Annotated in this window: 20 protein-coding genes and 1 riboswitch; of the genes, 7 read left to right on the plus strand and 13 right to left on the minus strand. The window is 47.0% G+C overall.

Annotated elements, in window-relative coordinates; all coding sequences use genetic code 11:
• Positions 1-43 precede the first annotated feature (43 nt).
• Complete coding sequence (locus ACZ5Q7_RS13480) at positions 44-715, minus strand: uracil-DNA glycosylase (RefSeq protein ID WP_343750431.1); 672 nt, start codon at positions 713-715, stop codon at positions 44-46.
• Between the two features lie 254 nt (positions 716-969).
• On the opposite strand from ACZ5Q7_RS13480, the gene fdhA reads away from it, so the two are divergent.
• Positions 970-2,187 (plus strand): formaldehyde dehydrogenase, glutathione-independent, encoded by a 1,218-nt coding sequence (fdhA, locus tag ACZ5Q7_RS13485; protein WP_343750432.1) that lies wholly within the window; start codon positions 970-972, stop codon positions 2,185-2,187.
• A 101-nt stretch (positions 2,188-2,288) separates the two neighbouring features.
• Here fdhA and ACZ5Q7_RS13490 read toward each other — a convergent pair whose 3' ends face one another.
• The gene (locus ACZ5Q7_RS13490; protein WP_343750433.1) at positions 2,289-4,124 is read right to left on the minus strand and encodes a YhgE/Pip domain-containing protein; all 1,836 of its coding nucleotides are present in this window, start codon (positions 4,122-4,124) and stop codon (positions 2,289-2,291) included.
• Positions 4,125-4,128: 4 nt separating this feature from the next.
• Positions 4,129-6,177, minus strand: a complete 2,049-nt coding sequence (locus tag ACZ5Q7_RS13495; RefSeq protein WP_343750434.1) for an efflux RND transporter permease subunit — start codon at positions 6,175-6,177, stop codon at positions 4,129-4,131.
• A 159-nt stretch (positions 6,178-6,336) separates the two neighbouring features.
• Here ACZ5Q7_RS13495 and ACZ5Q7_RS13500 point away from each other — a divergent pair, with 159 nt between their 5' ends.
• Both ACZ5Q7_RS13500 and ACZ5Q7_RS13505 read left to right on the plus strand, forming a co-directional pair.
• Positions 6,337-6,879 (plus strand): TetR/AcrR family transcriptional regulator, encoded by a 543-nt coding sequence (locus ACZ5Q7_RS13500; RefSeq protein ID WP_343750436.1) that lies wholly within the window; start codon positions 6,337-6,339, stop codon positions 6,877-6,879.
• Positions 6,880-6,969: 90 nt separating this feature from the next.
• Positions 6,970-7,902: an NADP-dependent oxidoreductase gene (locus tag ACZ5Q7_RS13505; RefSeq protein WP_343750437.1), complete on the plus strand. Its 933-nt coding sequence runs from the start codon at positions 6,970-6,972 to the stop codon at positions 7,900-7,902.
• A gap of 78 nt (positions 7,903-7,980) precedes the next feature.
• On the opposite strand, the gene ACZ5Q7_RS13510 is transcribed toward ACZ5Q7_RS13505, so the two are convergent.
• Positions 7,981-8,286 carry a hypothetical protein gene (locus ACZ5Q7_RS13510; protein ID WP_343750438.1) on the minus strand — a complete coding sequence of 102 codons (306 nt, stop codon included), beginning with the start codon at positions 8,284-8,286 and terminating at the stop codon, positions 7,981-7,983.
• A 440-nt stretch (positions 8,287-8,726) separates the two neighbouring features.
• The gene (locus tag ACZ5Q7_RS13515) at positions 8,727-9,635 is read right to left on the minus strand and encodes a glycine betaine ABC transporter substrate-binding protein (RefSeq protein WP_343750439.1); all 909 of its coding nucleotides are present in this window, start codon (positions 9,633-9,635) and stop codon (positions 8,727-8,729) included.
• 236 nt (positions 9,636-9,871) lie between these two features.
• On the opposite strand from ACZ5Q7_RS13515, the gene panB reads away from it, so the two are divergent.
• From panB to panD, 3 genes are read left to right on the plus strand one after another with little or no spacing between them, the layout of a single operon-like run.
• Positions 9,872-10,705 (plus strand): 3-methyl-2-oxobutanoate hydroxymethyltransferase, encoded by an 834-nt coding sequence (gene panB, locus ACZ5Q7_RS13520; protein WP_343750440.1) that lies wholly within the window; start codon positions 9,872-9,874, stop codon positions 10,703-10,705.
• A gap of 16 nt (positions 10,706-10,721) precedes the next feature.
• Positions 10,722-11,594, plus strand: a complete 873-nt coding sequence (gene panC / locus ACZ5Q7_RS13525) for a pantoate--beta-alanine ligase (RefSeq protein ID WP_343750441.1) — start codon at positions 10,722-10,724, stop codon at positions 11,592-11,594.
• A gap of 12 nt (positions 11,595-11,606) precedes the next feature.
• Positions 11,607-11,978 (plus strand): aspartate 1-decarboxylase, encoded by a 372-nt coding sequence (panD, locus tag ACZ5Q7_RS13530; RefSeq protein WP_343750442.1) that lies wholly within the window; start codon positions 11,607-11,609, stop codon positions 11,976-11,978.
• Positions 11,979-12,265: 287 nt separating this feature from the next.
• Here the strand turns inward: panD and metK are convergent, their stop codons facing one another.
• Complete coding sequence (metK, locus tag ACZ5Q7_RS13535; RefSeq protein ID WP_343750443.1) at positions 12,266-13,471, minus strand: methionine adenosyltransferase; 1,206 nt, start codon at positions 13,469-13,471, stop codon at positions 12,266-12,268.
• 125 nt (positions 13,472-13,596) lie between these two features.
• Positions 13,597-13,703: riboswitch (SAM riboswitch) on the minus strand.
• Positions 13,704-13,905: 202 nt separating this feature from the next.
• Here metK and pckA point away from each other — a divergent pair.
• Positions 13,906-15,498, plus strand: a complete 1,593-nt coding sequence (gene pckA / locus ACZ5Q7_RS13540) for a phosphoenolpyruvate carboxykinase (ATP) (RefSeq protein WP_343750444.1) — start codon at positions 13,906-13,908, stop codon at positions 15,496-15,498.
• A 101-nt stretch (positions 15,499-15,599) separates the two neighbouring features.
• Here the strand turns inward: pckA and ytkD are convergent, their stop codons facing one another.
• The 7 genes from ytkD to ACZ5Q7_RS13575 all read right to left on the minus strand — a co-directional run bounded on the left by ytkD (position 15,600) and on the right by ACZ5Q7_RS13575 (position 23,317).
• Entirely contained in the window at positions 15,600-16,073 is a 474-nt protein-coding gene (gene ytkD, locus ACZ5Q7_RS13545) for an RNA deprotection pyrophosphohydrolase (protein WP_343750445.1), read from the minus strand.
• A 562-nt stretch (positions 16,074-16,635) separates the two neighbouring features.
• The gene (locus ACZ5Q7_RS13550; protein ID WP_343750446.1) at positions 16,636-16,956 is read right to left on the minus strand and encodes a hydrolase; all 321 of its coding nucleotides are present in this window, start codon (positions 16,954-16,956) and stop codon (positions 16,636-16,638) included.
• Between the two features lie 67 nt (positions 16,957-17,023).
• Positions 17,024-18,448, minus strand: coding sequence for an o-succinylbenzoate--CoA ligase (locus ACZ5Q7_RS13555; protein ID WP_343750448.1), 1,425 nt, complete (start codon positions 18,446-18,448; stop codon positions 17,024-17,026).
• An 85-nt stretch (positions 18,449-18,533) separates the two neighbouring features.
• Positions 18,534-19,352, minus strand: coding sequence for a 1,4-dihydroxy-2-naphthoyl-CoA synthase (gene menB, locus ACZ5Q7_RS13560; protein ID WP_343750450.1), 819 nt, complete (start codon positions 19,350-19,352; stop codon positions 18,534-18,536).
• A 17-nt stretch (positions 19,353-19,369) separates the two neighbouring features.
• A complete protein-coding gene (gene menH / locus ACZ5Q7_RS13565) occupies positions 19,370-20,182 on the minus strand; it encodes a 2-succinyl-6-hydroxy-2,4-cyclohexadiene-1-carboxylate synthase (RefSeq protein ID WP_343750452.1) in 813 nt (270 codons plus the stop codon).
• A 4-nt stretch (positions 20,183-20,186) separates the two neighbouring features.
• Complete coding sequence (gene menD, locus ACZ5Q7_RS13570) at positions 20,187-21,929, minus strand: 2-succinyl-5-enolpyruvyl-6-hydroxy-3-cyclohexene-1-carboxylic-acid synthase (protein WP_343750454.1); 1,743 nt, start codon at positions 21,927-21,929, stop codon at positions 20,187-20,189.
• Positions 21,926-23,317 (minus strand): isochorismate synthase, encoded by a 1,392-nt coding sequence (locus ACZ5Q7_RS13575; RefSeq protein ID WP_343750456.1) that lies wholly within the window; start codon positions 23,315-23,317, stop codon positions 21,926-21,928. The genes menD and ACZ5Q7_RS13575 overlap by 4 nt, the downstream gene beginning before the upstream one ends.
• Positions 23,318-23,400: the final 83 nt, after the last annotated feature.

Consider the following 23,400-nt stretch of genomic DNA (forward strand, 5'->3'; position numbering starts at 1 on the left):
GCAAACAAGTGTTCTTATACCGTTTTTTAAACACTCATATCTTTTATTCCTGTATTCGCCAGTCGATAGGCGTGCGGCCAGCCTCTTGTAAAAATTGATTGGCACGAGAGAACGGGCGACTGCCAAAAAACCCTTTATGGGCGGAAAACGGGCTTGGGTGCGGTGACTTCAAAATCAGATGGTGCGGCGCAGTAATCAACGATTCTTTAGCTTGCGCGTGCCGACCCCAAAGGATAAAGACAACCGGATCCTGTTTGGCATTCACCTGCCTTATCACTTCATTTGTGAAATATTCCCAGCCTTTTCCCCGATGAGATGCCGGCTGCCCTGCCCGGACGGTCAAAACGGTGTTTAACAACAGAATCCCTTGTTCAGCCCAGTCCGTCAGGCATCCGTGATCAGGAATGGGAACGCCGAGATCTTCATTTAGTTCCTTATAAATATTTTTTAACGAGGGTGGTACTGTGACTTCCGGTTGGACGGAAAAGCTTAATCCATGCGCCTGATTGGGGCCATGATAGGGATCCTGTCCGAGAATAACTACTTTCGTATTGTCATAACGTGTATAATGAAGAGCGTTAAAAATATCATACATACCGGGATAAACAGCACCTGTTCCATATTCCTGTTTCAAAAATGAACGCAGCTGCACATAATAGTCTTTTTGAAATTCTTTCTCTATAATCGATGCCCAGTCATTGGTTAATATAGTCAAAATCTCAGCCCCTTGCGATGAAATCATATTCATTATCCTATCACGCAATCGGCAGACTGAAAAATAGAAACAACCAGTGCATTGGTTTTCATCAGCCATTTTTTCAGTGCTCAATCAGATGGTTTAAAGACACCATAAATCTAATTTTTTACAATATTTAGTTTTATAACTCTAAAAACGGGAATAGGATGAGTAAGGTGAATGGTAAATAGTTACCTATTGGTTTATTTCATTATCTCAAGGAGGTATTTTTAATGGCTGATAATCGTGGTGTCGTATACTTAGGAAATGGTGAAGTCGATGTTCAGGATATTTCATACCCGGATTTGGTTTTGCGCGATGGCCCCGGTGTCCCCAAAGAAAATGTCGGACGCAAGTGTGAGCACGGGGTCATTATTAAGAACATCGTCACCAATATTTGCGGCAGCGACCAGCACATGGTCCGGGGCCGTACGACAGCGCCGGAGGGAATGGTGCTTGGCCATGAAATCACCGGCGAAATCGTTGAAGTCGGTCGTGACGTGGAATTTTTAAAGAAAGGCGATATCGTCTCCGTCCCATTCAACGTGGCATGCGGCCGCTGTAAAATGTGCCGTCGTCAGGATACGCATATCTGCCTGAATGTGAACCCTGCGCGTCCGGGCGGTGCATACGGCTATGTCGACATGGGAGGCTGGGTCGGCGGCCAGTCCGAATATGTCATGGTGCCCTATGCCGACTTTCAATTATTGAAATTCCCGGACAAAGATCAAGCCATGGATAAGATTCTGGACCTTACGATGTTATCCGATATTTTCCCAACCGGGTATCACGGAGCCGTGAATGCCGGCGTTACAACAGGATCGACGGTTTATGTAGCCGGAGCAGGGCCGGTTGGTCTGGCGGCTGCTCATTCGGCGCAGTTGCTCGGAGCGGCTGTTGTTATCGTCGGTGATTTGAAAGAAGAACGGTTGAAACAGGCACGTAGCTTCGGCTGTGAAACGATTAATCTGCAGGATCATGATGATGTTGGCGAGCAAATCGAACAAATTCTTGGTGTTCCTGAAGTGGACTGCGGCATTGATGCGGTTGGGTTTGAAGCGTACGGACACGGGACAAACCACGAGGATGCCCCGGCAGCGGTATTGAACACGATGATGGACGTCGTTGAAGCCGGTGGTAAATACGGCATGCCCGGTCTGTATGTCACCGATGACCCCGGTGCCAAAGACAAAGACTCGCAGCAGGGATCGTTGAAAGTGCGCTTCGGCTTGGGCTGGTCCAAAGCTCACAGCATCACGACGGGACAGACACCGGCCATGAAGTACCATCGTCAGTTAATGAACGCCATTTTGAATGAGAAAGCGGATATTGCCAATGTCGTAAATGCCACTGTTATTTCGCTGGATGAAGCACCACAAGGGTATAAGGAATTTGACGACGGCGCTGCTAAAAAATTCGTCATTGACCCGCATGGCACATTAAGCAAATAACGGTAATCAGTCAAAATAGTTGTTGCTTCTGATATAACATGAAAAACCCAGCCTGCATTCGTTTCCGAGAGGCTGGGTTTCATGTTTGGAAACAGCCGGTTTTATTGAAAAAGGTTTTTCAGCCGCTCCCAAAATCCGTTGTTTTCCTTATCGTCCTCGACGTTATCCGATGTATCGTCATCTTCTTTTTTAATTGGTTCGGTCTGCAGAACAAACTGCACGACGTCCACGTTTTTATTTTGATCCGAGACATATGATTTCGGCTCAAAGTCCGATGCATCGTACCCCTCCATCATGTCGTCCACTTCTGATTGCATCTCACTGGGCAAGTCGCTCGTCTCTTTCTGCAGCTCCTGGGTACCGTTTTTCAGGTCACTGGCGCCACTATCCAGCGCAGAAGCCCCTTGTTCAAGGTCGCCAATACCGGCATGAATGTCCTGATACGTTGACGTCAAGCGGCCGAGGCCATCGGTATAGTCCACCAGTCCGCTATGGAAGGTTTGATATTGACTGCTGAGTGACGATAACCCTTCCTGCAGCTCCTTCAATCCGTCCATTTGATCCATGTTTTTCAGATTTTTGTCAAGTTCGGATGCCTTATTGTCAGCTTTATCAGCCATGCTCCGCAAATGACCGGCTGTTTTTCCCAGTGTGGAGGAAACGGAATCAAATACGTCTCGAGACGCTTGATATATCCCTTTCGCTTGACGGGCGGCCTTATAGGTTTCGGAAAGTTTTTTGATGACAGCTTTTCCGTTCTGATCTTCCGTGTTTTGAAGCAGGGCTTTAATTTGATTGTCTTTTATGTCGTAATCCGGTATCCCTTGTATAGCCTCATTCAATTGACCATAAGCCTTGCTGTAACTTTCTTTTAGCGTATCCAATCCATCAGCAGCTCCGCGCAAACCTTTTGCCAGATCGCGAAGCCCGCCAGGCAATGTTTTAAGATCACTCAAGTCCGGGGTACCGGTATTTTTTTGCATAGACTGGTTCATTTGCTTCAAGGCATCACGAATATCAGCGGATCCGGTCACAAGCTCACTGGACTGTTGATCAAGACTGTTAATACTATTCAAAAATTCCTTTGATCCATTGTTCACATCAGCAGCGCCTGTACGCAGATCGGAAATACGGTCGTTCAAATCGCCGACCCCCTGGTTAATATCCCGAATCGAATGCGATAATGACCGAATGTCGCTCGTCATATCACCTAAATTCGGATTTTCAATCGGCATGGAAGCCGGCGTAGCGGAAATACTCACCGGATCCATTTCAAAATCCGTGACATTAGCTGATACAATAAACATTTTTTCCTTTTCCGGCATGGCGGTAAACGTCACTTGGGTATCCTTTCCCGACGTGGCTTTCGTTCCATCCGGTGCCTGAATATGATCAAATGTTTCCGGCCCCAGTGTCATCGTTAGTTGCAGCATGTAGTTGTTAAAAAACGCAGGATCCGCCTTGTCATTACCGGACGTGTGAATCCGCATTTCCAGCTCCCCGCTTTTACCGGCTAACTGATCCGGCGCTACTTCTTCTCCGTCCAACACGTAGGTGATAGCAATGTTCCATGGAAGCGGGCGTTTGTTCAAGTCTCCCTGATAATAAAATTCGTCCCCTTCCGCTTGAAAACGGATGGTATTCCCCGATTGGTCGATCGTTTTTAAATTGCTTAAATTGCGCACATCGGTATAGTTCCCATGGTCGACGATGTCACCGGGTTTGGTGATGTGAAACGTGTTGACGACATACATATCCTGCAATGTACCGGTAGCACCCAGATTGCCATAAATCGTTTCATCTTTTTCGGAATAGGCACCGTCCTGCGTCTGCGCGCTTCCATCGTTGTCCGCCTTTTCAGCCAACACAGCCCATGAAGGCGATCCCAGTATAAGCACGGCACTCATTAAGGCGATAACTAATTTATTCGGCTGCATAGCATCACGTCCCTTTATAAAATTTGGATTTCCACGTCGTTTTGTCAATGATTCGGTCAAATATAAGCAGTAATGCCGGCAAAAAGAGCACAACCAGCAGGAATGCCAATAACGCTCCCCGTCCGAGCAAAAGCCCAATGGACGACACGATCGGATCGGTCGATGTTGTCCATAAAATAAAGCCGACACTGGACAGAATGGATGCCGATACACCAATCGAGAAAATCTTTTCATCAACCGTTTTCTTAATGGCATCAAATGCGGGCATGGCTTTTCGATTTTCCGTATAAGCTTCCGTCAGCAAAATCGCGTAGTCCACAGTTGCCGCAAGTTGCACCGTGCTAATAATCAGGTAGCCGATATAGACAAGCGGTGAATCGGTGAAATACGGCACGGACAAATTGATCCATACAGCCGATTGAATCGTCAACAGCAATACAATCGGTATCGAAATCGACCGGAACGTCATTAGTAGAACGATCGCAATGGTGATAACCGTCAGTGCATTGACCACGGTGTTGTCCTGCTCGACAATATGTTTCATATCATACAAGGTGACACTTTTTCCAAGCGCATAATAATCGTTACCATAATAATCCGCCGCTGTCTCCCTGACGTTTTCCACCAAAGAAAAGGCTGTTTCCCCTTCTGTCTCGGTTGTTGTATTTAAAACAATCCGGCTGTAATTGTCTGAGAAAAACTGCTCTTTCGCCGATTCATCGAGGTAGCCCGTCGGTATGCCCGCTCCGACGTTACTGACATAGGAAACAGTGCTTTTAACGTTCGCAAAATCATCAAGCTCCTGAACAAGCTCATCTTCCCGCGCGAGATCCCCTTTTGGCACGAGCAGAACGATGGGTGTAAACTTACCGAACGTATCATTAATCGTGGCAGCATCGCTTCCAGCCCGGGTTGACTCCGGATGATCCCCCATTCCGTAAAGAAAATTGGTCTCACTTTGCGCCAAAAATGCTGGCACGATTAAAAGCAGAACAACGATAAGCGCCGGGATGCGTAATTTGATGAGATTCTTCCCGACACGTGGAATGCTCGGCAGCAATGGCTTATGCTCCGTTTTATCAATCCATTTATACAACATAAGCGTCAGTGCCGGCAGAAAAATCATGACACTGATAAAGCTGAGCAAAATGCCTTTTACCAGATTCAAGCCTAAATCAGCACCAATTTCAAAATCCATAAAGGTGAGCGCAGTGAATCCGAAGAACGTCGTTGAAGCACTGGCAGCAATCGCCGGAAACGAACGCTTCATCGCCTTTTTCATCGCTTCAGCTGGGCTGGTGACCTCCTGACGGTAATCGGCAAAACTATGGAGAAGAAAAATGGCGTAATCGAGCGACACAGCAAGCTGCAAAATCGGTGCAACTGCTTGCGTGATAAAGGAAATTTCTCCAATAAAAATGTTCGTCCCCAGGTTGATCAGGACTGAAACTCCGATCGCTGTTAGGAAAAAAAGTGGCTCAGCCCACGATGTCGTCGAAAGAAACAAAATCAGAATGACGACAGGCACCAAAATCGCTGCAGCGAATCCTGCCTCTTTACCCGTTTTCTTTTGCGACAAAGCAGTATCCAGGGCATCCCCGGACAACGCACCTTCGTCACCAATTAAATCGTAGACGGCATCGGTCGTTTTCACTTCCTCACCATCCGCAATTTCAAACGAAAACAACGCTTTGTTGTTTTTATAGTACGATTCAACGGTATCCTGATCCGCTGTTTCAATCGGTGTTGTTATATCCATGGCGTCATCCAGCCACGTGACGTTTGAAACACCATCAATTTCATTCAATTTTTTCTTAAATGACAGAGCTTGCTGGATAGTGACGTCCGGCATCATGACGCGTGCATTGGCCACACTGCCGTCAAATTCTTCATCCATCACATCCTTGGCCTCGATGGACGGGGCATCCTCCGGCAAATAGTCCACCATGTCATGATTGACCGATACAGCAAACTGCACCAACGAACTGACCAACGCTAATATGGTAAAGATAATAACAATGGCTTTTTTGTGTTTTAAAATACGTTCCGTCATATCGATCGGTGTACATCCTCTCTTGATTCATCGAACACGATAACAGTATAATAGACACTGTGTTGGATTTACAACAGACAGTCCGATAATTTGCGTACAAAAAGCAACACATAATGCAAATGCGTTGTTAAATCGCCAATATGAAAGTGTGACGATTTGATGAACAAAAAAATCGACCGCCGAAAACAATATACCCGCATGGTTTTAAAGGACAGTTTAATCTTATTATTAAAATCTAAACCCATTTCATCCATCACAGTTAAAGAAATTTGCGAACGAGCGGATATTAACCGGTCCACGTTTTATGCCCATTATAACGATCAACTGGATTTGCTGGAGCAAATAGAGGAAGAACTCATTGCAGACTTGAACACGTATTTGCATCAGTATAATTTCAACCGGGATGACGAATCACTGCAAATGACGGAGAAACTGTTGGAGTACATCGCCTCCAAGTACGACGTCTGCCAAACACTCCTGAACGAAAACGGCGACCTTTCATTTGAACGACGTGTCATGGATGTTGCCCGTCAATTTCTGATCAAAAACTGGAGCGAAAACAAGACTATGGATGCAGAATATGCGAGCACCTTTATTATCGGGGGAAGCATCTACGTTATCAAACATTGGCTGGCCAATAACATGGACCAATCACCAAAACACATTGCCCGGCTGATTACCAGCGTCGATATAAACGACTGAAACGGCAACGACTGCACGGTATATGCATATATTTTCCTTAAAATGGGTATAGAAATGATGGTAAGTGACTACAAAAAAGGAGCGTGCATCATGAAAGCAATTGTGATTGATCAATACGGAGAAGCCGACGAATTAGTAGAAAGAGACATGCCTGAACCGGCCATCAGCGATCATCAGGTGCTGGTGGAGCAGCATGCCACCTCCATTAATCCGATTGATTGGAAAGTGCGGGCAGGCTATATGAAAGAAATGCTGACATTTGACTTCCCTTTGATCCTCGGCTGGGACGCAGCGGGAGTCGTTCGCGATGTCGGAGCAAATGTGACTCAGTTTCAGACCGGTGATGCCGTATTTGCGAGACCGGCGAATGAAAATGGCACATATGCGGAGTATGCGGCTGTTGACGAGCAAAAACTTGCTGCCATACCGGATGGCGTATCTTTTCAAGAGGCGGCAGCCGTTCCGCTCGCAGGATTAACGGCCTGGCAATGTCTGGTGGATTTCGCCGCCATTCAATCCGGTGAGAAAGTTCTCATTCACGCCGGTTCCGGAGGGGTCGGCAGTTTTGGAATACAAATTGCCAAAAGCTTTGGCGCCTATGTCATCTCAACCGCAAGCGGGAAAAATGAAGCGCTTTTAAACGAATTGGGCGTTGATGAATTCATTAATTATGAAACGACCGATTTTGCTGATGGTATTCAAGATGCGGATATCGTACTTGATACACTCGGCGGCGATATCCTCGACAAAAGCCATGACGTCCTAAAAGCCGGCGGACGCCTTGTTTCGATTGCCGGACAACCCGATCAGGACCGGGCGGAAGCCAACCAGCTGAAAGCCGACTCGCTTTGGCTCAATCCAAATGGAAACCAATTAGCCGAATTGGGAAAATTAATGGAAAAAGGCCAAATAAAGCCGGTGATCGGGCACACATTCCCACTGACACAAGACGGGTTGCGTGATGCGCATCGGTTGAGCGAAACCCATCATGCCAAAGGAAAAATTGTTATCACAACAAAATAGTGTGGACCAACCACAGCCGCGATCCCGTTGTTTTGGACGCGGCTGTGATAAAAAAAGCAGCCTTTTTGACTGCCTTAGCTATTCCTGCCCGATGGTCTGCTTCATCCAATGAATGTCCTTTTCATTTTTCCAGATTCTATTCGCCAGCAGATCGACACTTCCCTGTACCTTATCTATTTTTTCATCCATTCGATCAAACCGATTATCTATCGCCTCAAATCGTTTGTCTACCTGTTCAAAACGTCTATCTATCGCTTCGAACCGTTTCTCTACCTGTTCAAACCGTCTGTCTATCGCTTCAAAACGTTTATTGACTGATTCAAACCCATTATTCATCTGTTCCTGCAATTCCTTAATGGCCTGCATGATTTGATGATCACTCATATAGTCACCTCCTCTTTCCTTCTGACTAACGACTTAAGTAACAAATCTATTATAATAGATTGAATCGTTAACGTCTATATAAGTGTGAAAGGTAAGTAACGTTTGTATTGGTAATTAAGGGGCTGGGACAAGACTGGGCAAATCGCTTCTAAATACGAACGATATATTTAAGGTGTGGCCATCGCTGCGGAAAAATACTTCGCTTTCCGGGGGCGGCTGATGAGCCTCCTCGTGCTCGTCGCACTCCGGGGTCTCATCTAGGGCCTTTGCTCCCCCAGGAGTCTGCGTATTTTTCCTCCGCTAATTGAGGCAAAACTCTTTAATAAACGAAAATCCGAACTGATTCAGATTGTTTAGAAATGATAGTTCGGATTTTTCTTTGACTAAATGTCCTTTGTCCCAGACTCTTATTTGACAGGAAATCTATTTCCTTGTTTAAACTATTTTTCCAACCATTTATTAACCTTATCCTGATGATCGTTCACCCAGTTTTCAGCTAATTCTTCAGGATCTTTGTCTTCTGAATTAATGCCTACTTGCCATTTCTCCACCATATCCAATGTCAATTTCATATTGGAAAACAATGTATAGGCTGTCGGTGACTGATCTTGTAAATCGTCTGTAACGCCAATTTGAACATCATCCAATTTCCAAGCGTTTTTAGGATCCTCTAAAAATTTGATATCCAATCTGGTGAACATCGGGTGAGGACGCCAGGCATTAAAAACAACGCCACCTTTGTCATCCATCACACTTTCAACTTGGGCAAGCATCGCGGCGGTACTGCTGTTTTTAATTTCAAAATCCTGCATATCATAGGTTTCGACCATTTTCTTAGTGGTTTTTGCCATCCCGCTCCCCGGGTCAATGGCATACACTTCCCCATTAAATGTTTCCTTATGTTTTTTCACATCAGAAATCGAGTTGATATCGTCCATATAGCTTGGAACAGCTACACCAAGTGGCATTTCTGAATAAAGTGTACCTGCGATTTCGAATTCACCTTTATATTCTTTTAAGTAGGAACTATGCAGATTGGGGGACCAAATATCAATAAAGGCATCAATCCCCTCATTGGACAAAGCTTCATACAGTATACCAACCTGGCCTTCCTCAATCTCAACATCGTACCCTTCCTGTTCCAAAATGACTTTAGAAAGATAGGCTGGAACCGTCGCATAATCGTACGGATCCAATCCGATTGATATGGTTTTTTGTTCGTTTTCACTCTGATTTTCCTGATTGTCCTTACTTCCCTGCTGTTCCCCGTTGCATGCAGACAACACGAACATAAGTGTCACACTTAACAAAACGACTTTTGTTGCAATCATTGCAGATTTAATAATCATTCCCGCTTTCTTAATTTTTAAGTGCTGTCAATAAATGGTGCACGCACCCCCCCATGTTTTTTAATCGCACTTTCCATTTATAATAACACAATTTTGCAACTTATAAGAAGATATGGATATCCAATTTTCAATTACGTCATTTCCTTCCTATATACATTTTTGTCTCTTTTTTGTATAATGAGCACTAATATAATAGAACGGTTTCTGAATTGTACGAAAAAGGAAGGGGTTTTACCATGCTAAGTGTACTGGATTTAAAAACGATGAAAGAAAACAACGAAAAACTATCCATGGTGACGGCTTATGACTACCCTTCTGCCAAACAGGCGGAACAAGCCGAAATGGATATGATCCTCGTTGGTGACTCAGTGGGTATGGTTGTCCTCGGTTACGAGTCAACCGTCGAAGTCACGATGGACGATATGATTCACCACGCAAAAGCCGTCAAACGCGGAGCTCCAAATACGTTCACTGCGGTTGATATGCCGTTTATGTCGTACCATATTTCACTGGAGGATTCCCTTCGCAATGCGAAACGGTTATTTCAGGAAACGAACGCACAATGTTTGAAAATCGAAGGCAATTCCGCGGAAACGCCGCTTTTCATTCAGCGCCTGGCCGAAGCCGGAATTCCGGTGATCGCCCATTTGGGGTTAACACCTCAGACGGTTAATGTGCTCGGTGGATTTAAAGTTCAGGGAAAAAATAAAGACGCAGGGGAAAAACTGCTTAATGACGCTAAAACAATGGCGGACTGTGGCGCTGCTGCGCTTGTATTGGAGTGTGTTCCAAAAGAGTTGGCAGAAATGGTGACCAATGCCATCAGTATCCCAACCATCGGAATTGGTGCTGGTTCCGATTGCGATGGACAAGTGCTTGTCTATCACGATATATTGAAATATGGTGTTGACCGTCTTCCTAAATTTGTTAAATCGTTTGCAGATTTTAATGACACGGGCACTGAGGCGTTACAATCATACATATCAGAGGTGAAACAGAAAAACTTTCCGGATGATGCTCATTCCTTCTTAATGAAACACAACGATTCATTGCCTGATAACGGCAAATAAACGGGAGGGAAAAGATATGCAGGTGATTCGCTCGATTCAAGACATGCGACAATTAATGACCGATTATAACGATCAAAAAAAGCAGATCGGCTTTGTTCCCACGATGGGGTTTTTGCACGAAGGACATTTAAATCTGATGCGTGAAGCGCGTCAAGAAGACGATATCGTCGTCGCCAGTATTTTCATTAATCCATTACAGTTTGGGCCCAATGAAGACTATGAGCGTTATCCGACAGATGAACAAACGGATGCATGTCTTGCGGAAGAAGCAGGCGTTGATGTGCTGTTCATTCCAACCGCTGCTGAGATGTATCCCAAACCGACGCTCATTCAACTGGGAATTCATGAGCGAACCGACGTTTTATGCGGGCGTTCACGTCCCGGCCATTTTGAAGGCGTACTGACCGTTTTAACGAAACTATTTCACATCATCCATCCGCATAAAGTGTATTTCGGTTTAAAAGATGCCCAACAATTGGCTGTGGTCGATGCATTAATCAATGATTTAAATTTTCCTATTGAGTTGGTCGGGCTGCCAACCGTTCGGGAAGCAGACGGACTGGCCAAAAGCAGCCGCAATGTTAATTTGACCGAACAGGAACGGCGTGAGGCACCCTGGCTTTACAAAGGATTGCACTATGGGCAGCGACTCATCCGAGGCGGCGAACGCGATCCGGATCAGGTTGTTCGTGACGTGACCGAAACCTTGCAGCAGCATCTGTCGGGAACCATTGATTATGTTGAATTGCTCGGTTATCCGTCGCTACAACCTGTGTCATCCATGCATAAGCGGATCATTCTTGCTGCTGCCGTTTACTTTGACAAGGCCAGATTAATTGACAATATCCTTCTCGATGAAAAGGGAGACATCATCACCCGATACGACTAGGAGGCAGGCGAGATGTTTCGTACGATGATGAAAAGTAAAATACACCAAGCACGCGTCACAGAGGCGGATCTAAACTATGTCGGAAGTGTAACAATTGACCAGGACATCCTGGATCAACTTGACATGCTCCCACACGAAAAAGTGCAAATCGTCAATAACCATAATGGTGCCCGTTTGGAAACCTATATCATTTCCGGTGAACGAGGGTCGGGCGTCATTTGTCTCAACGGGGCCGCAGCACGGCTCGTACAAAAAGACGATATCATTATTATCATTTCCTACGCGCTCGTTTCAAGTGATGAATTAAAAAGCTATAAGCCCCTTGTCGCCTTTATGAATGACAATAATGAGATTATGGAACTAGTGGAGCAGGAATCGCCATAAACAACGTAGCATACCATACGATTTTATTTAACAATACGTTATCTTTTTCGTGATTTCTGAAATCACTCTGAAAAATAAGAGATGAGCCCGTTTTGGCTCTTTACTGGACTACGTATTTTTCCTTTGCTGTTTGGAGGCAAAAACCGATGATATGATAAAAAGAAAAATCCGGACTGATTCAAAGTTTAAAAGAAACGTTCTAAATCATCATTCGGATTTTTCTCTCACTCTATGCATTATCCCAGCTGCTTCGTCTTCAAGCGTGGTTGATTGCCTTTGAAACCACGCTATTTTTTTACTTTGACGAGCGCTTGCAATTCGTCGACTTTGTCGGCTTTTTCCCACGGGAATAACATGTCCGTTCGTCCGAAATGACCGTATGCGGCTGTGTTTTTGAACATGGGCTTGCGCAAATCAAGCATGCGGGTGATGCCTGCCGGACGAAGATCAAATACGCTGCGAATGGCATCTACAAGGGGGCCCTCATCCACCATACCGGTACCGAATGTATCCACCGAAATCGATACGGGCTCGGCAACACCGATTGCATACGCCAGTTGCACCTCGCACGATTGTGCCAGACCAGCAGCGACAATATTTTTGGCAACATATCTTGCTGCGTATGCGGCCGAGCGATCCACTTTCGTCGAATCTTTGCCACTGAAAGCACCGCCGCCATGACGTGCGTAACCACCATACGTATCGACGATAATTTTTCGTCCAGTGAGGCCGGCATCGCCTTGCGGACCACCGATAACGAAACGACCGGTTGGGTTGATGATGTAATACGTCTTCTCATCCAGTAAATGAGCCGGGACAATCGGGCGAATAACTTGGTCAATCAAATCCGATTCAATCCGTTCGACTGATATGTCCTCGTGATGCTGGGCGGAAATGACGATGGTATCGATCCGTTCCGGTTTGCCATCGTCTGCATATTCAACGGTCACCTGCGTTTTTCCATCGGGACGCAAGTAGTCCAAACTATGTTCTTCGCGGGCATTGGTCAGCTGTTTGGCGAGTTTGTGCGCCAGTGAAATGGATAACGGCATTAATTCTTCTGTTTCATCACAGGCATAACCAAACATGAGCCCTTGGTCGCCGGCACCAATGGCGTCGATTTCCTCATCACTCATGTTTCCTTCGCGAGCTTCCAGGGCGTTATCAATACCACCGGCAATATCGGGTGACTGCTCATCAATGGCTGTGAGCACGGCGCATGTATCAGCATCAAGGCCGAATTTGGCACGTGTGTAACCTATATCTTTAATGGTCTGACGTACAATGGTGGGAATATCGGCATACGTTGTTGTCGTAATTTCGCCGGTAACCAGTACCATTCCTGTCGTAACCATGGTTTCACAGGCGACCCGGGCATTGGGGTCTTTGGCAAGTATTTCATCCAGTATGGCATCGGATATTTGATCACTCATTTTATCCGGATGGCCTTCTGTCACCGATTCCGATGTGAATAATCGACGTTTCATACCCATGCGGGCTTGTCCTCCCTTACAACGTGGTGCGCAACTCTATATGGTTCACGTTTATGATACGGTTTTTGATTGACTTAAACAAAAAAACCTTTCCTGCATCATGAGGAAAGGAATGAAGCCTTTCACTCTTATCATTCAAGGATTCAACCTTGTACCAGATTAGCACCTTTTCACCTATTGTGACGGTTGCCGGGTTTCATCGGGGCTGTCCCTCCACCGCTCCAAATAAGAGAGTATCCGCTCGACGTTTATCGTACCGAATTCCCTATGCGATGTCAACCAATCCTGCTTGCTTTCAACATGAACACTGACAAAAAATTTTCATATAAATATTGTAAAATTAGTATGGACTATTAAGTGAAATGTGTTATACTAATAATCAGATTACGTTGGTGATTGGTTTTCAATATCATGTTAAAAGGCAGGTATCACAAATGAAAACGAAAGAAGACACAATGATTACGAGCGATTTATTGACACACCCGCACATAAAGACAAATTTAGTTGTTTCACAATTGGTTGAAGTGATTTTATCCCGTGAGGAAGGTACTTTAAGTGCAACAGGAGCTGTCAGCGCTCATACAGGCAAGTACACCGGACGCTCCCCGGATGATAAGTATATTGTCCATGACGAAACCAGTGACGATGTGGATTGGGGAAAAGTGAACCAATCCATCGATGAAGCCACCTTTGATCATCTGTTGGAAAAAGTAACGACCTACTTGCGCAACAAAAATGAGCTGTTTCATTTCCGCGGCTTTGCAGGAGCAGATGAAAATTTTCGGCTCCCGCTTCAAGTCATTACGGAATATGCATGGCATAATCTGTTCGCCCGCCAGCTGTTCATCACACCGACAGAGAAGGAATTGGCCGAACATCAGTCGCAATTCACCGTGATATCGGCACCGACATTCAAAGCGGATCCGGAAACCGATGGAACGAATTCCGAAGTTTTCGTTTTCATTTCCTTCAAAAAACGAATTGTGTTGATCGGCGGAACCGAATATGCCGGAGAAATTAAAAAATCCATTTTTTCGGTTATGAACTATCTACTTCCAAAGTCTGATGTATTGCCCATGCACTGCTCGGCCAACATTGGCCATGAAGGGGATGTAGCTCTGTTTTTCGGTCTATCCGGAACTGGCAAAACAACGCTGTCTGCGGACCCGAACCGGCGTCTGGTCGGCGACGATGAACATGGCTGGAGTCCGAATGGCGTCTTTAACATCGAGGGCGGATGCTATGCCAAGTGCATTAATCTTTCCGAGAAAAAAGAACCACAAATTTACAACGCTATCCGATTCGGTTCGGTTCTGGAAAATGTCATTCTTGATGATGCATCACGGCATCCGGATTACGATGACACGTCCCTGACCGAAAACACACGGGCAGCCTACCCATTGGAAAACATGGAAAACATCGTTAAACCAAGTGTCGCGGGTCATCCAAATACCATTATCTTTTTGACAGCGGACGCATCCGGAACATTGCCGCCGATCAGCAGACTGTCCAAAGAGCAGGCCATGTATCACTTTTTGAGCGGCTATACAAGCAAACTCGCGGGCACTGAACGTGGCGTCACCCAACCACAGGCAACATTCTCGTCCTGCTTTGGCTCGCCATTTTTGCCACTGGCGCCGTCCACTTATGCCGAAATGCTCGGTGAAAAAGTCGATCAGCATGACGCCAATGTATTTCTCGTCAACACCGGTTGGACTGGCGGCTCGTACGGAACAGGCGAACGTATCAGCCTTGCCTACACACGGGCGATGGTGCGTGCCGCATTGGAAGGCGAACTGAACACGGTTGAAACGGTTCAAGATTCTATTTTCGGTTTGAATATACCAACCCATATAGCAGGCGTGCCTGATGATATACTCGTCCCGATGAATACGTGGAGTGACCAAGAAGCCTACAAACAGGAAGCGAAAGCACTGGCGATGAAATTTCACGACAACTTCAGCAAGTTCCAACATGCCAGTGAAGCGATACGCCAAGCAGGCCCGATTTACACAGGCAACGAATAACTGGATATGTGCTAAAAATAATAGCCGCATTTTTGCGGCAAACCGGTCCCGATCACGGTGACCGGTTTTTTAATGATAAAAAGCAAGGATGATGGATAGTGTCAATTCCGTATATGTGTGTTCACATAATGCAAACACCTGGGCAAAACGTCATCTTTCATAATAAAGCTGTACGACGCCCGGTGCTTCACATTTTTCGGTATAGTCTCAAGAAGAATAGGGCCGTGAGTCTCGTAATATGTCTTTTGAGGAATCAGGTCTTGAACAATCGCCATGTAAACATTCTTTACAATGGTTCCCCCTTTGCCTGCAACGATGTATTGGCCAATATAGACGATGGATTCCGTCACTCCCCCTGTTTCTTCCCACACTTCGCGAACAGCGGCATCTTCCGGGCGTTCCTTATCCTCCACTTTTCCACCGGGAAATTCCAATCCCCGGTCTTTATGTCGTGTCAACAACCATTGATCGCCATATAGGCAAATCACCCATACATGTTTTGGATGTCGGGCGAAAGGGTGATCGTCAAACGATAATGTTACTTTATTGCGATAGAAGTCTTTAAATGTATGCATGATTTCAACTGCTTTCCATTTCATTGACATTATTATGAATACCAGATGGCGGTTACCATCCAATGATCGTGATAAGTCGGTAAGCATGATTTTATTCGTCTCGCTCGGTTCGACTGTATCATATCATAGTCCTTGTCATCACGAAACCGTGACGATGCTGCCACCACCATAATCACTTATGTTCTGTCGTCCTCCCGGTGCCCGTACTCAATTCCTGTTTTCCCTATCCGTTAAACAAAAAAGGGACTGGGACATAACTAAAACGTTAAACACTAGATACGAACGATTGTCCAGATACTTTAAAAAATGTTGGGATATATTTACCATCGCTGCGGAAAAATACTTCGCTTTCCGGGGGCGGCTGATGAGCCTCCTCGTGCTACCGCACTCCGGGGTCTCATCTAAGGCCTTTGCTCCCCCAGGAGTCTGCGTATTTTTCCTCCGCTATTTTAGGTAAAAACCCGTTATATAAAAATAAAATCCGAACTGATTCAGATTTTTTGCGAATCATGGTTCGGATTTTTATTTGACTAAACATCTCTTGTCTCAGCTCTGTTATCCGTTACAAATCACGGTCGGATAATATGCCCATTGTGGTAATATGCTGTTTCGTTTCGTCATCCCCCAGCGCATGAATCATTCGGTACGCTTCCGTTATTTCATGATCGTAATCATCATTGGACTCATCGTCGTGGTACGGTTTGATGGGTACATGAGCCCTGAAAAACGTCCGAGTATCTGATGCGTCCATGTTATTCATTTTATGGCGCAATGTATTTACTTCATCGTCGGTTGCAAAAATCGTAAATACGTCGTTGTTATCAAATCGAACTTGCGAAATCTCTTTACTGCCGGCATTCACATAATATTTCTTCCTATCCATACAGCACCTCCTGTTCCTATTTTGCCGCTGAACGGGAGATACATGCATACAAACCCGGAGTGGCGTTTTACGTTAACAATTGGTGACGCATCAATTTATTGGACGCATTTCGCGGCAGCTTATCGATAAAACGAATGTCTCTCGGCTGTTTGTATCGTGCCAAGTAGCGGGAAACGAACTCCAAAATGATCTCCGCCGTTACGGACGGATCGTTGACGACGACAAACGCAACGGGAATCTGCCCCCATGTATCATCATCTTTACCGACGACACCAGCTTCATCAATCGCCTCCATGGCAGACAAAACATTTTCAATTTCGGTCGGGTAAATATTTTCACCGCCGGATATAATTAAATCCTTTCGCCGGTCGGAAACGTATAAAAACCCGTCCGCATCCGTATAACCAAGATCCCCTGTGGCAAACCATCCATCACGGAATGCGCTTTCGGTGGCTTCAGCATTATGGTAATAGCCACCCGTCACCATGGGGCCTTTTACAAATATGTCACCGACCCCGTCATCCTTCTCAGCAATCGTTAATTGGGCGGGAACGAGTGGTTTGCCTGATGACCCTAGCTTTTCCAATGCATCAGCCGGACGTAACGTTACAATCTGTGACGCCGTTTCGGTCAGTCCGTATGATTGAAAAACAGGTATACGAAGCGATTTCGCCTGTTCAAGCAACGATTTAGGCGCAGGACCGCCGCCAAGCAGCATGCATCGGAAAGTCTCTGGGTAACGGGGCTCTCCCAGATATTCGACCAAATCCTTCAGCATGACGGTGACGACGGACGCAATCGTCACATGTCGCTCCATAATTGCCGTATGTACAGTCTGTCTCTCATAGGATTCCAGCAAATACACCGACATGCCGTAAATAACACTGCGCAAAAGAATCGACAAACCGCTGACATGAAACAGAGGCAAAACGGCCAGCCATTTGTCCGAATCGTTCAATCCAAGATTCAACACCGATCCGATAGCACTCCACCAATGGTTGCCGTACGTGTGAACGACACCTTTCGGAAAGCCGGTTGTTCCTGACGTATACATAATGGTAAACGCATCATCGAGGTTCAATTCCGTTTGCAAGGTGGCGGGTGGCTCCGGGAGATTCCACACATCGGCAAACGTATGGAGATCGTCATCAGCATGGCGAAAACCGCTTTGTCCAATAACGACGGAAACATCGGCGTCGTTTATTTGAAAGGTCCGTTCTTGCTTAGTTAAACGCGTATTTAACAGAACAGCGACAGCCCCGATATAACTCACCGCATGAATAGCTATGACCATATCGGCATGATTGGCCGACAAGATCCCGATATGGGACCCCTTGTCCACACCGAGCTGTTTCAATTTGCGGGCAAATGATTGACTTTTTTCTTTCAGTTCGCGAAATGTGTACACCGTGCCATCCGACAGCTCAAGCGCTAATTTATTCGGGACAACGTCCGCCTGTTTCGTCAACCAGTGCGGTATGGTTTCAGCCATTGGAATGTCTCCCTTCCTATCCATGAAAAAGAAGACCTTTGCCCAGAAAGCAGCATAAGCAAAGGTCCTCCAGTGCTAACATTTATTACGGAAAACGCGGAAATTGTTTGAAGTCCGGTTTGCGTTTTTCTTTAAAGGCATCGCGGCCTTCTTTGGCTTCATCGGTTGTGTAATAAAGCAACGTGGCGTCACCGCCCATTTGCTGCAGACCGGCCATCCCGTCCGTATCAGCGTTAAACGACGCTTTCAAAAAGCGAAGAGCCGTCGGTGATTTCTCCAGCATTTCCTGACACCATTGCACGGTTTCATCTTCCAGTTTTTCCAATGGGACAACCGTGTTGACCAGTCCCATATCATAGGCTTCATCTGCATTATACTGCCGGCAAAGATACCAGATCTCTCTTGCCCGTTTTTGGCCGACCATCCGCGCGAGCATTCCGGCACCATATCCAGCATCGAAACTGCCCACTTTCGGACCAGTCTGGCCGAAAACAGCATTTTCAGCGGCAATCGTCAAATCGCATACAACGTGCAGTACATGGCCGCCGCCAATGGCATACCCGCTTACCATGGCTACAACCGGTTTGGGAATCATACGGATCAGCCGCTGCAAATCCAGCACATTCAAGCGCGGCACCTGATCATCATCAACATAACCGCCATGCCCGCGTACAGACTGGTCACCGCCGGAACAAAACGCCTTCTCCCCTGCCCCTGCTAGAATAATGACGCCGATGGACGAATCATCACGAGCATCCGCAAAAGCATCAATCATTTCGTTAACGGTTAGCGGCGTGAATGCATTCCGTTTTTCCGGACGGTTCATGGTAACTTTGGCCATGCCGTCATATTTTTCATAAATAATTTCCTTGTATTGTTTCGCATCTTCCCATTGAATGGTCATGTTTGTGCCTCCTTCGTTTATTGGTCCGTAACGTTCATCGATTGAAGAAACGCCCTTACTATTTTACCAAACTTGTCCGTCTGTTCCACGTGAATGGCATGACCGGCATGGCTTACGACAAAAAAATGGCTTTGTGACATATCATCATCCATGGCACGAAGAATCGTGCAGAATTTTGCATCGTTCTCCCCGGCCAGTAACTGCACAGGCACATGAAGCGATGTGAGACGATGCCACCACGACGGCTGCATCCCGGTTCCCATCGTCACAAGCGACTGAGCAAGACCTGTTGCCGATTGCTCAAGCCGTTCCTCACGTATGGATTGTTGCACTGTCTGTGGCAAGGATTTCTGTGTGTCAAACATCGGCAGCGACGCCCAGTAATCGGCAAAAGCGCGTATGCCTCTGGTTGTGATCCACGATGCCAACGCGTCATCGCGGCACCGGCGATTGTGTCGTTCATTTGCATCGTCCAGGCCCGGGGAGGCGCTCTCCAATGTAAGTGATCGAACCCGTTCGGGATGCAGCATGGCGAATGACAGCGCGGTACGTCCCCCCATGGAGTAGCCGATCACATGCACCGTGGTCCATTGCAGATGATCCAGAATGTTCGCCAAGTCGTGACAGCAGGCTTCCATACTCGTTGGGTGTGCCGTAGTTTTTCCGTGTCCGGGCAAGTCCACCGCGATCGTTTGGTAATCCGGAAGCCAATCGGTGATGACAGCATCCCACGTCCGGGACGTGCCGGTAAAGCCGTGCAGCAGCAAAACCGGTTCCCCGTTTCCTCGTATGTGACACCAGTAAGCAGCATCGTTGACACGAACATACATAGGCTCATCTCCCGTCCCGAAGCAGTTCGTTTTCAATGGCTTGCCACTTATCCCGGTGCCACCGGCTATTATCCGCCCGGTCCGTTTTCACCTCAATGACGGACAGACCATCTTGTTGGTAACTACTGTGCAGAGCATTTTCCAATTCAAATAACGTCGTCGGCTGTTGATACGTACCACCATACATAGCAATGGCTTGCCCGAAATCGATATCCATCGGTGTGCCAAACAGTGTTTCAAAATGACTCTGGTGATTGACTTGCGGCAAAAACGAAAAGATACCGCCACCATTGTTGTTGATGACGAGAATCGTGATATTCAGTTTGTACTGTTTGGCTGCCAGCAACCCATTCATATCATGAAAAAAAGATAAATCACCGAGCATAAGGGTGACAGGCGCACCTGAGGCGGCGGCCCCCATACCACTGGAGACCATGCCATCGATTCCATTGGCGCCGCGATTGGCCAGAACCTCCAGGGACATTGATGCGGTCATGAAAAACGTATCCAAATCCCGAACAGCCATACTGTTTCCAACATAAAGACTGCTCTCGTCCGGAATGACACGCATCAGTTGCCGGACAGCTCCACCCTCGGTAAGCTCACCCGTTTCAGGCTCGCTCAGCAGCTGGTCTTTTGATAGACGATTCATCTGTTGCCATGTTTCCAACCATGCCTCATCCGTACCAACACCAGCATTAAATTTGGCCAGATTGTTGCACACGATGATCGCATCCGCATCGATGAATTCGGTTTGTGTTCCGGCAGGTTCCCGGTAGCCCCCGACGTTTTCCACGACGAACTGCGGGATGTCGTCGTGTTCCTCTACAAAGAAACGATACGCTTTGGAAACGGGCATGGCCCCGAATCGGATGATATAGTCCGGTTCTAATTGCTTCCGGATCGTCTCGCTTCGCAAAAACGCATCATAGCTTTCGATGATATGGTCTTTGAAGTGACTTCCTGCACGCAGCTGGGATAACGGATCAGCGAGTATAGGTGTGTCCCACGCACGGGCCAGGCCAGTGATGGCATCAGCGAGATCCGGATCTGTCTGCGGTCCGCACACGATGAGTCCTTTTTTACATGACGTCAGTCGTTGGTGGATCTGTTCCAATTGCTTATTATCAAGCGTCCGTTTGCCTTCCGTTCGCCCGCGGGCAGGAGCACCCGACCGTCTTCCCCACAGATCGTTCAATGAAAAATCCGGGACTAACGGTTCGCGAAAAGGAACGTTCAAATGCACCGGACCGTCGTTTCCTTCCGCTGCGGTCCGGACCGCACGAAAGGCTTTATTCCGAACATAAGCGAGCATATCATCCGAGGCTTCCGGCAGCGCCATGTCATGAAACCATTTTGGATAATCGCCGTACAACTGGATCTGATCGATGGCTTGTGGCGCCCCAACGTCACGCAGTTCGTGCGGCCGGTCAGCGGTCAGAACAATTAGCGGCACACGACTGTAATACGCTTCAATAACCGCTGGAAAATAGTTGGCGGCCGCTGTTCCCGACGTACACACCACAGCAACCGGGCGCTTCGTCTGTTTCGCCATGCCTAAAGCAAAAAATGCGGCGGAGCGCTCATCAATAACGACCCATTGCTTTAAGTCCGGATGTTCAGTCATCAGCATGGCCATCGGGGTAGAACGGGATCCGGGTGAAATTACGGCATCCGTCAGACCCGACTCCACCAATTGATCGATAAAATTGGCCGTATATCGTGTTAATTGTTCCGTATGGTTCATGATGAGCCCTCCAGTACGGACAGGATGGGCTGGAGTTTGATCCTTGTCTCGTCATATTCCGCTTCCGGATCCGAATCCCGGACCACACCGCAGCCGGCAAATAACGATACGCTGTCGTCGCGAATCAGCCCTGAACGGATGCCGACAGCAAATTCTCCGTTGCGATGATTGTCCACCCAGCCGACAGGAGCCCCGTACCAGCCGCGATCAAGCTGTTCATGCTCACGGATGAATGCCAGCGACGCTTCCCGCGGAACGCCGCCGAGAGCCGGTGTGGGGTGCAATTGATCAATGATATCGAAAATGCTGTACGTTTGATTCAACTTAGCTGTGACCGGTGTGTATAAGTGCTGCAAGTTTTGAAACGGATGGATAACCGGTTTGTCAGGGACGTGTACAACATCGCAGCAGGTATCCATCGCTTGCCGGATCATTTTGACGACAAAATCATGCTCGCTGCGGTTTTTATCATCATGCAGCAACGCCTGTGCAATAGCACGATCATCCTCGTCTGTTTGTCCACGCGGCGCTGTGCCGGCAAGACAAACCGAAAACAATTGCTCATCATCCTGCTTGACGAGCCGCTCCGGTGACGCACCGACAAAGCAATCGCCGTCCCGTTCAATGGCAAACACATAACTGTTCGGCTGGGTTGTTAACAGCTTGTTCAAAATGGAAGCGATAGGTGCCCGGTCCTTCAGTGTCACACGCAATTCACGGGCTAGAACAATTTTTTCTGCATGCCCGACTTTGATCGTGTCTGCTGCCCGTTGGACGGTATCTTTCCATTGCTCAGGTTCTATTTCCTCTTGGCTGTCGATTCCGGGAATGGCTGGAAGTGGTTGCCGAGTAGATGTTACCACGGCTTTTGTTTCCTGCACCCACTTTTTCAAGTCATCCACATTGTCTGTCGCGCGGACTTGAATATTGAACGTTAAATAATGACGAGCATGCCTTTGCGTCAACAGCACATTCGGAACCTGAAGGGACCCATGACCGAAGCGGTTCCAGCGCCCGGATGATCGGGCATCGGGATCGAATGACATGCCGCCGAGGGCCACCAGACCGGTGCCTGGTTCCTGGTACGGGTTATGGACCAAAGCGTGATTCTGCAAATACTGCCAATACCGTTCAGCCGTTTGCGTCCGGTTTTTTTCTGCCTCTATTTCCCAGGCATTCCCGACGCCTGCCATGGAAAACGACTCGGATGTGCTTGTCCAGAACACGCGATCCGTGGACAGGTTCCCAGCTGATGCAAAGAAATGGACCGGATCCGTGTCTTTTATTTGTTCGGTCACACTTAACAATTGTGCGCCGTTATCCGCTTTTGCTTGGGCTACGGCTTCACCGAGCAAAGTTTCCAATGATTTTGTTTGAACGTCAATCATTATTTATTTTCCTCCATACCTTCCACCATTTCAACTCTTTATACCTATTTTATTCTTTTTTTAGTCGTACCTCAAGGAATGCT

It is taken from the genome of Lentibacillus halophilus (genome assembly GCF_055395055.1).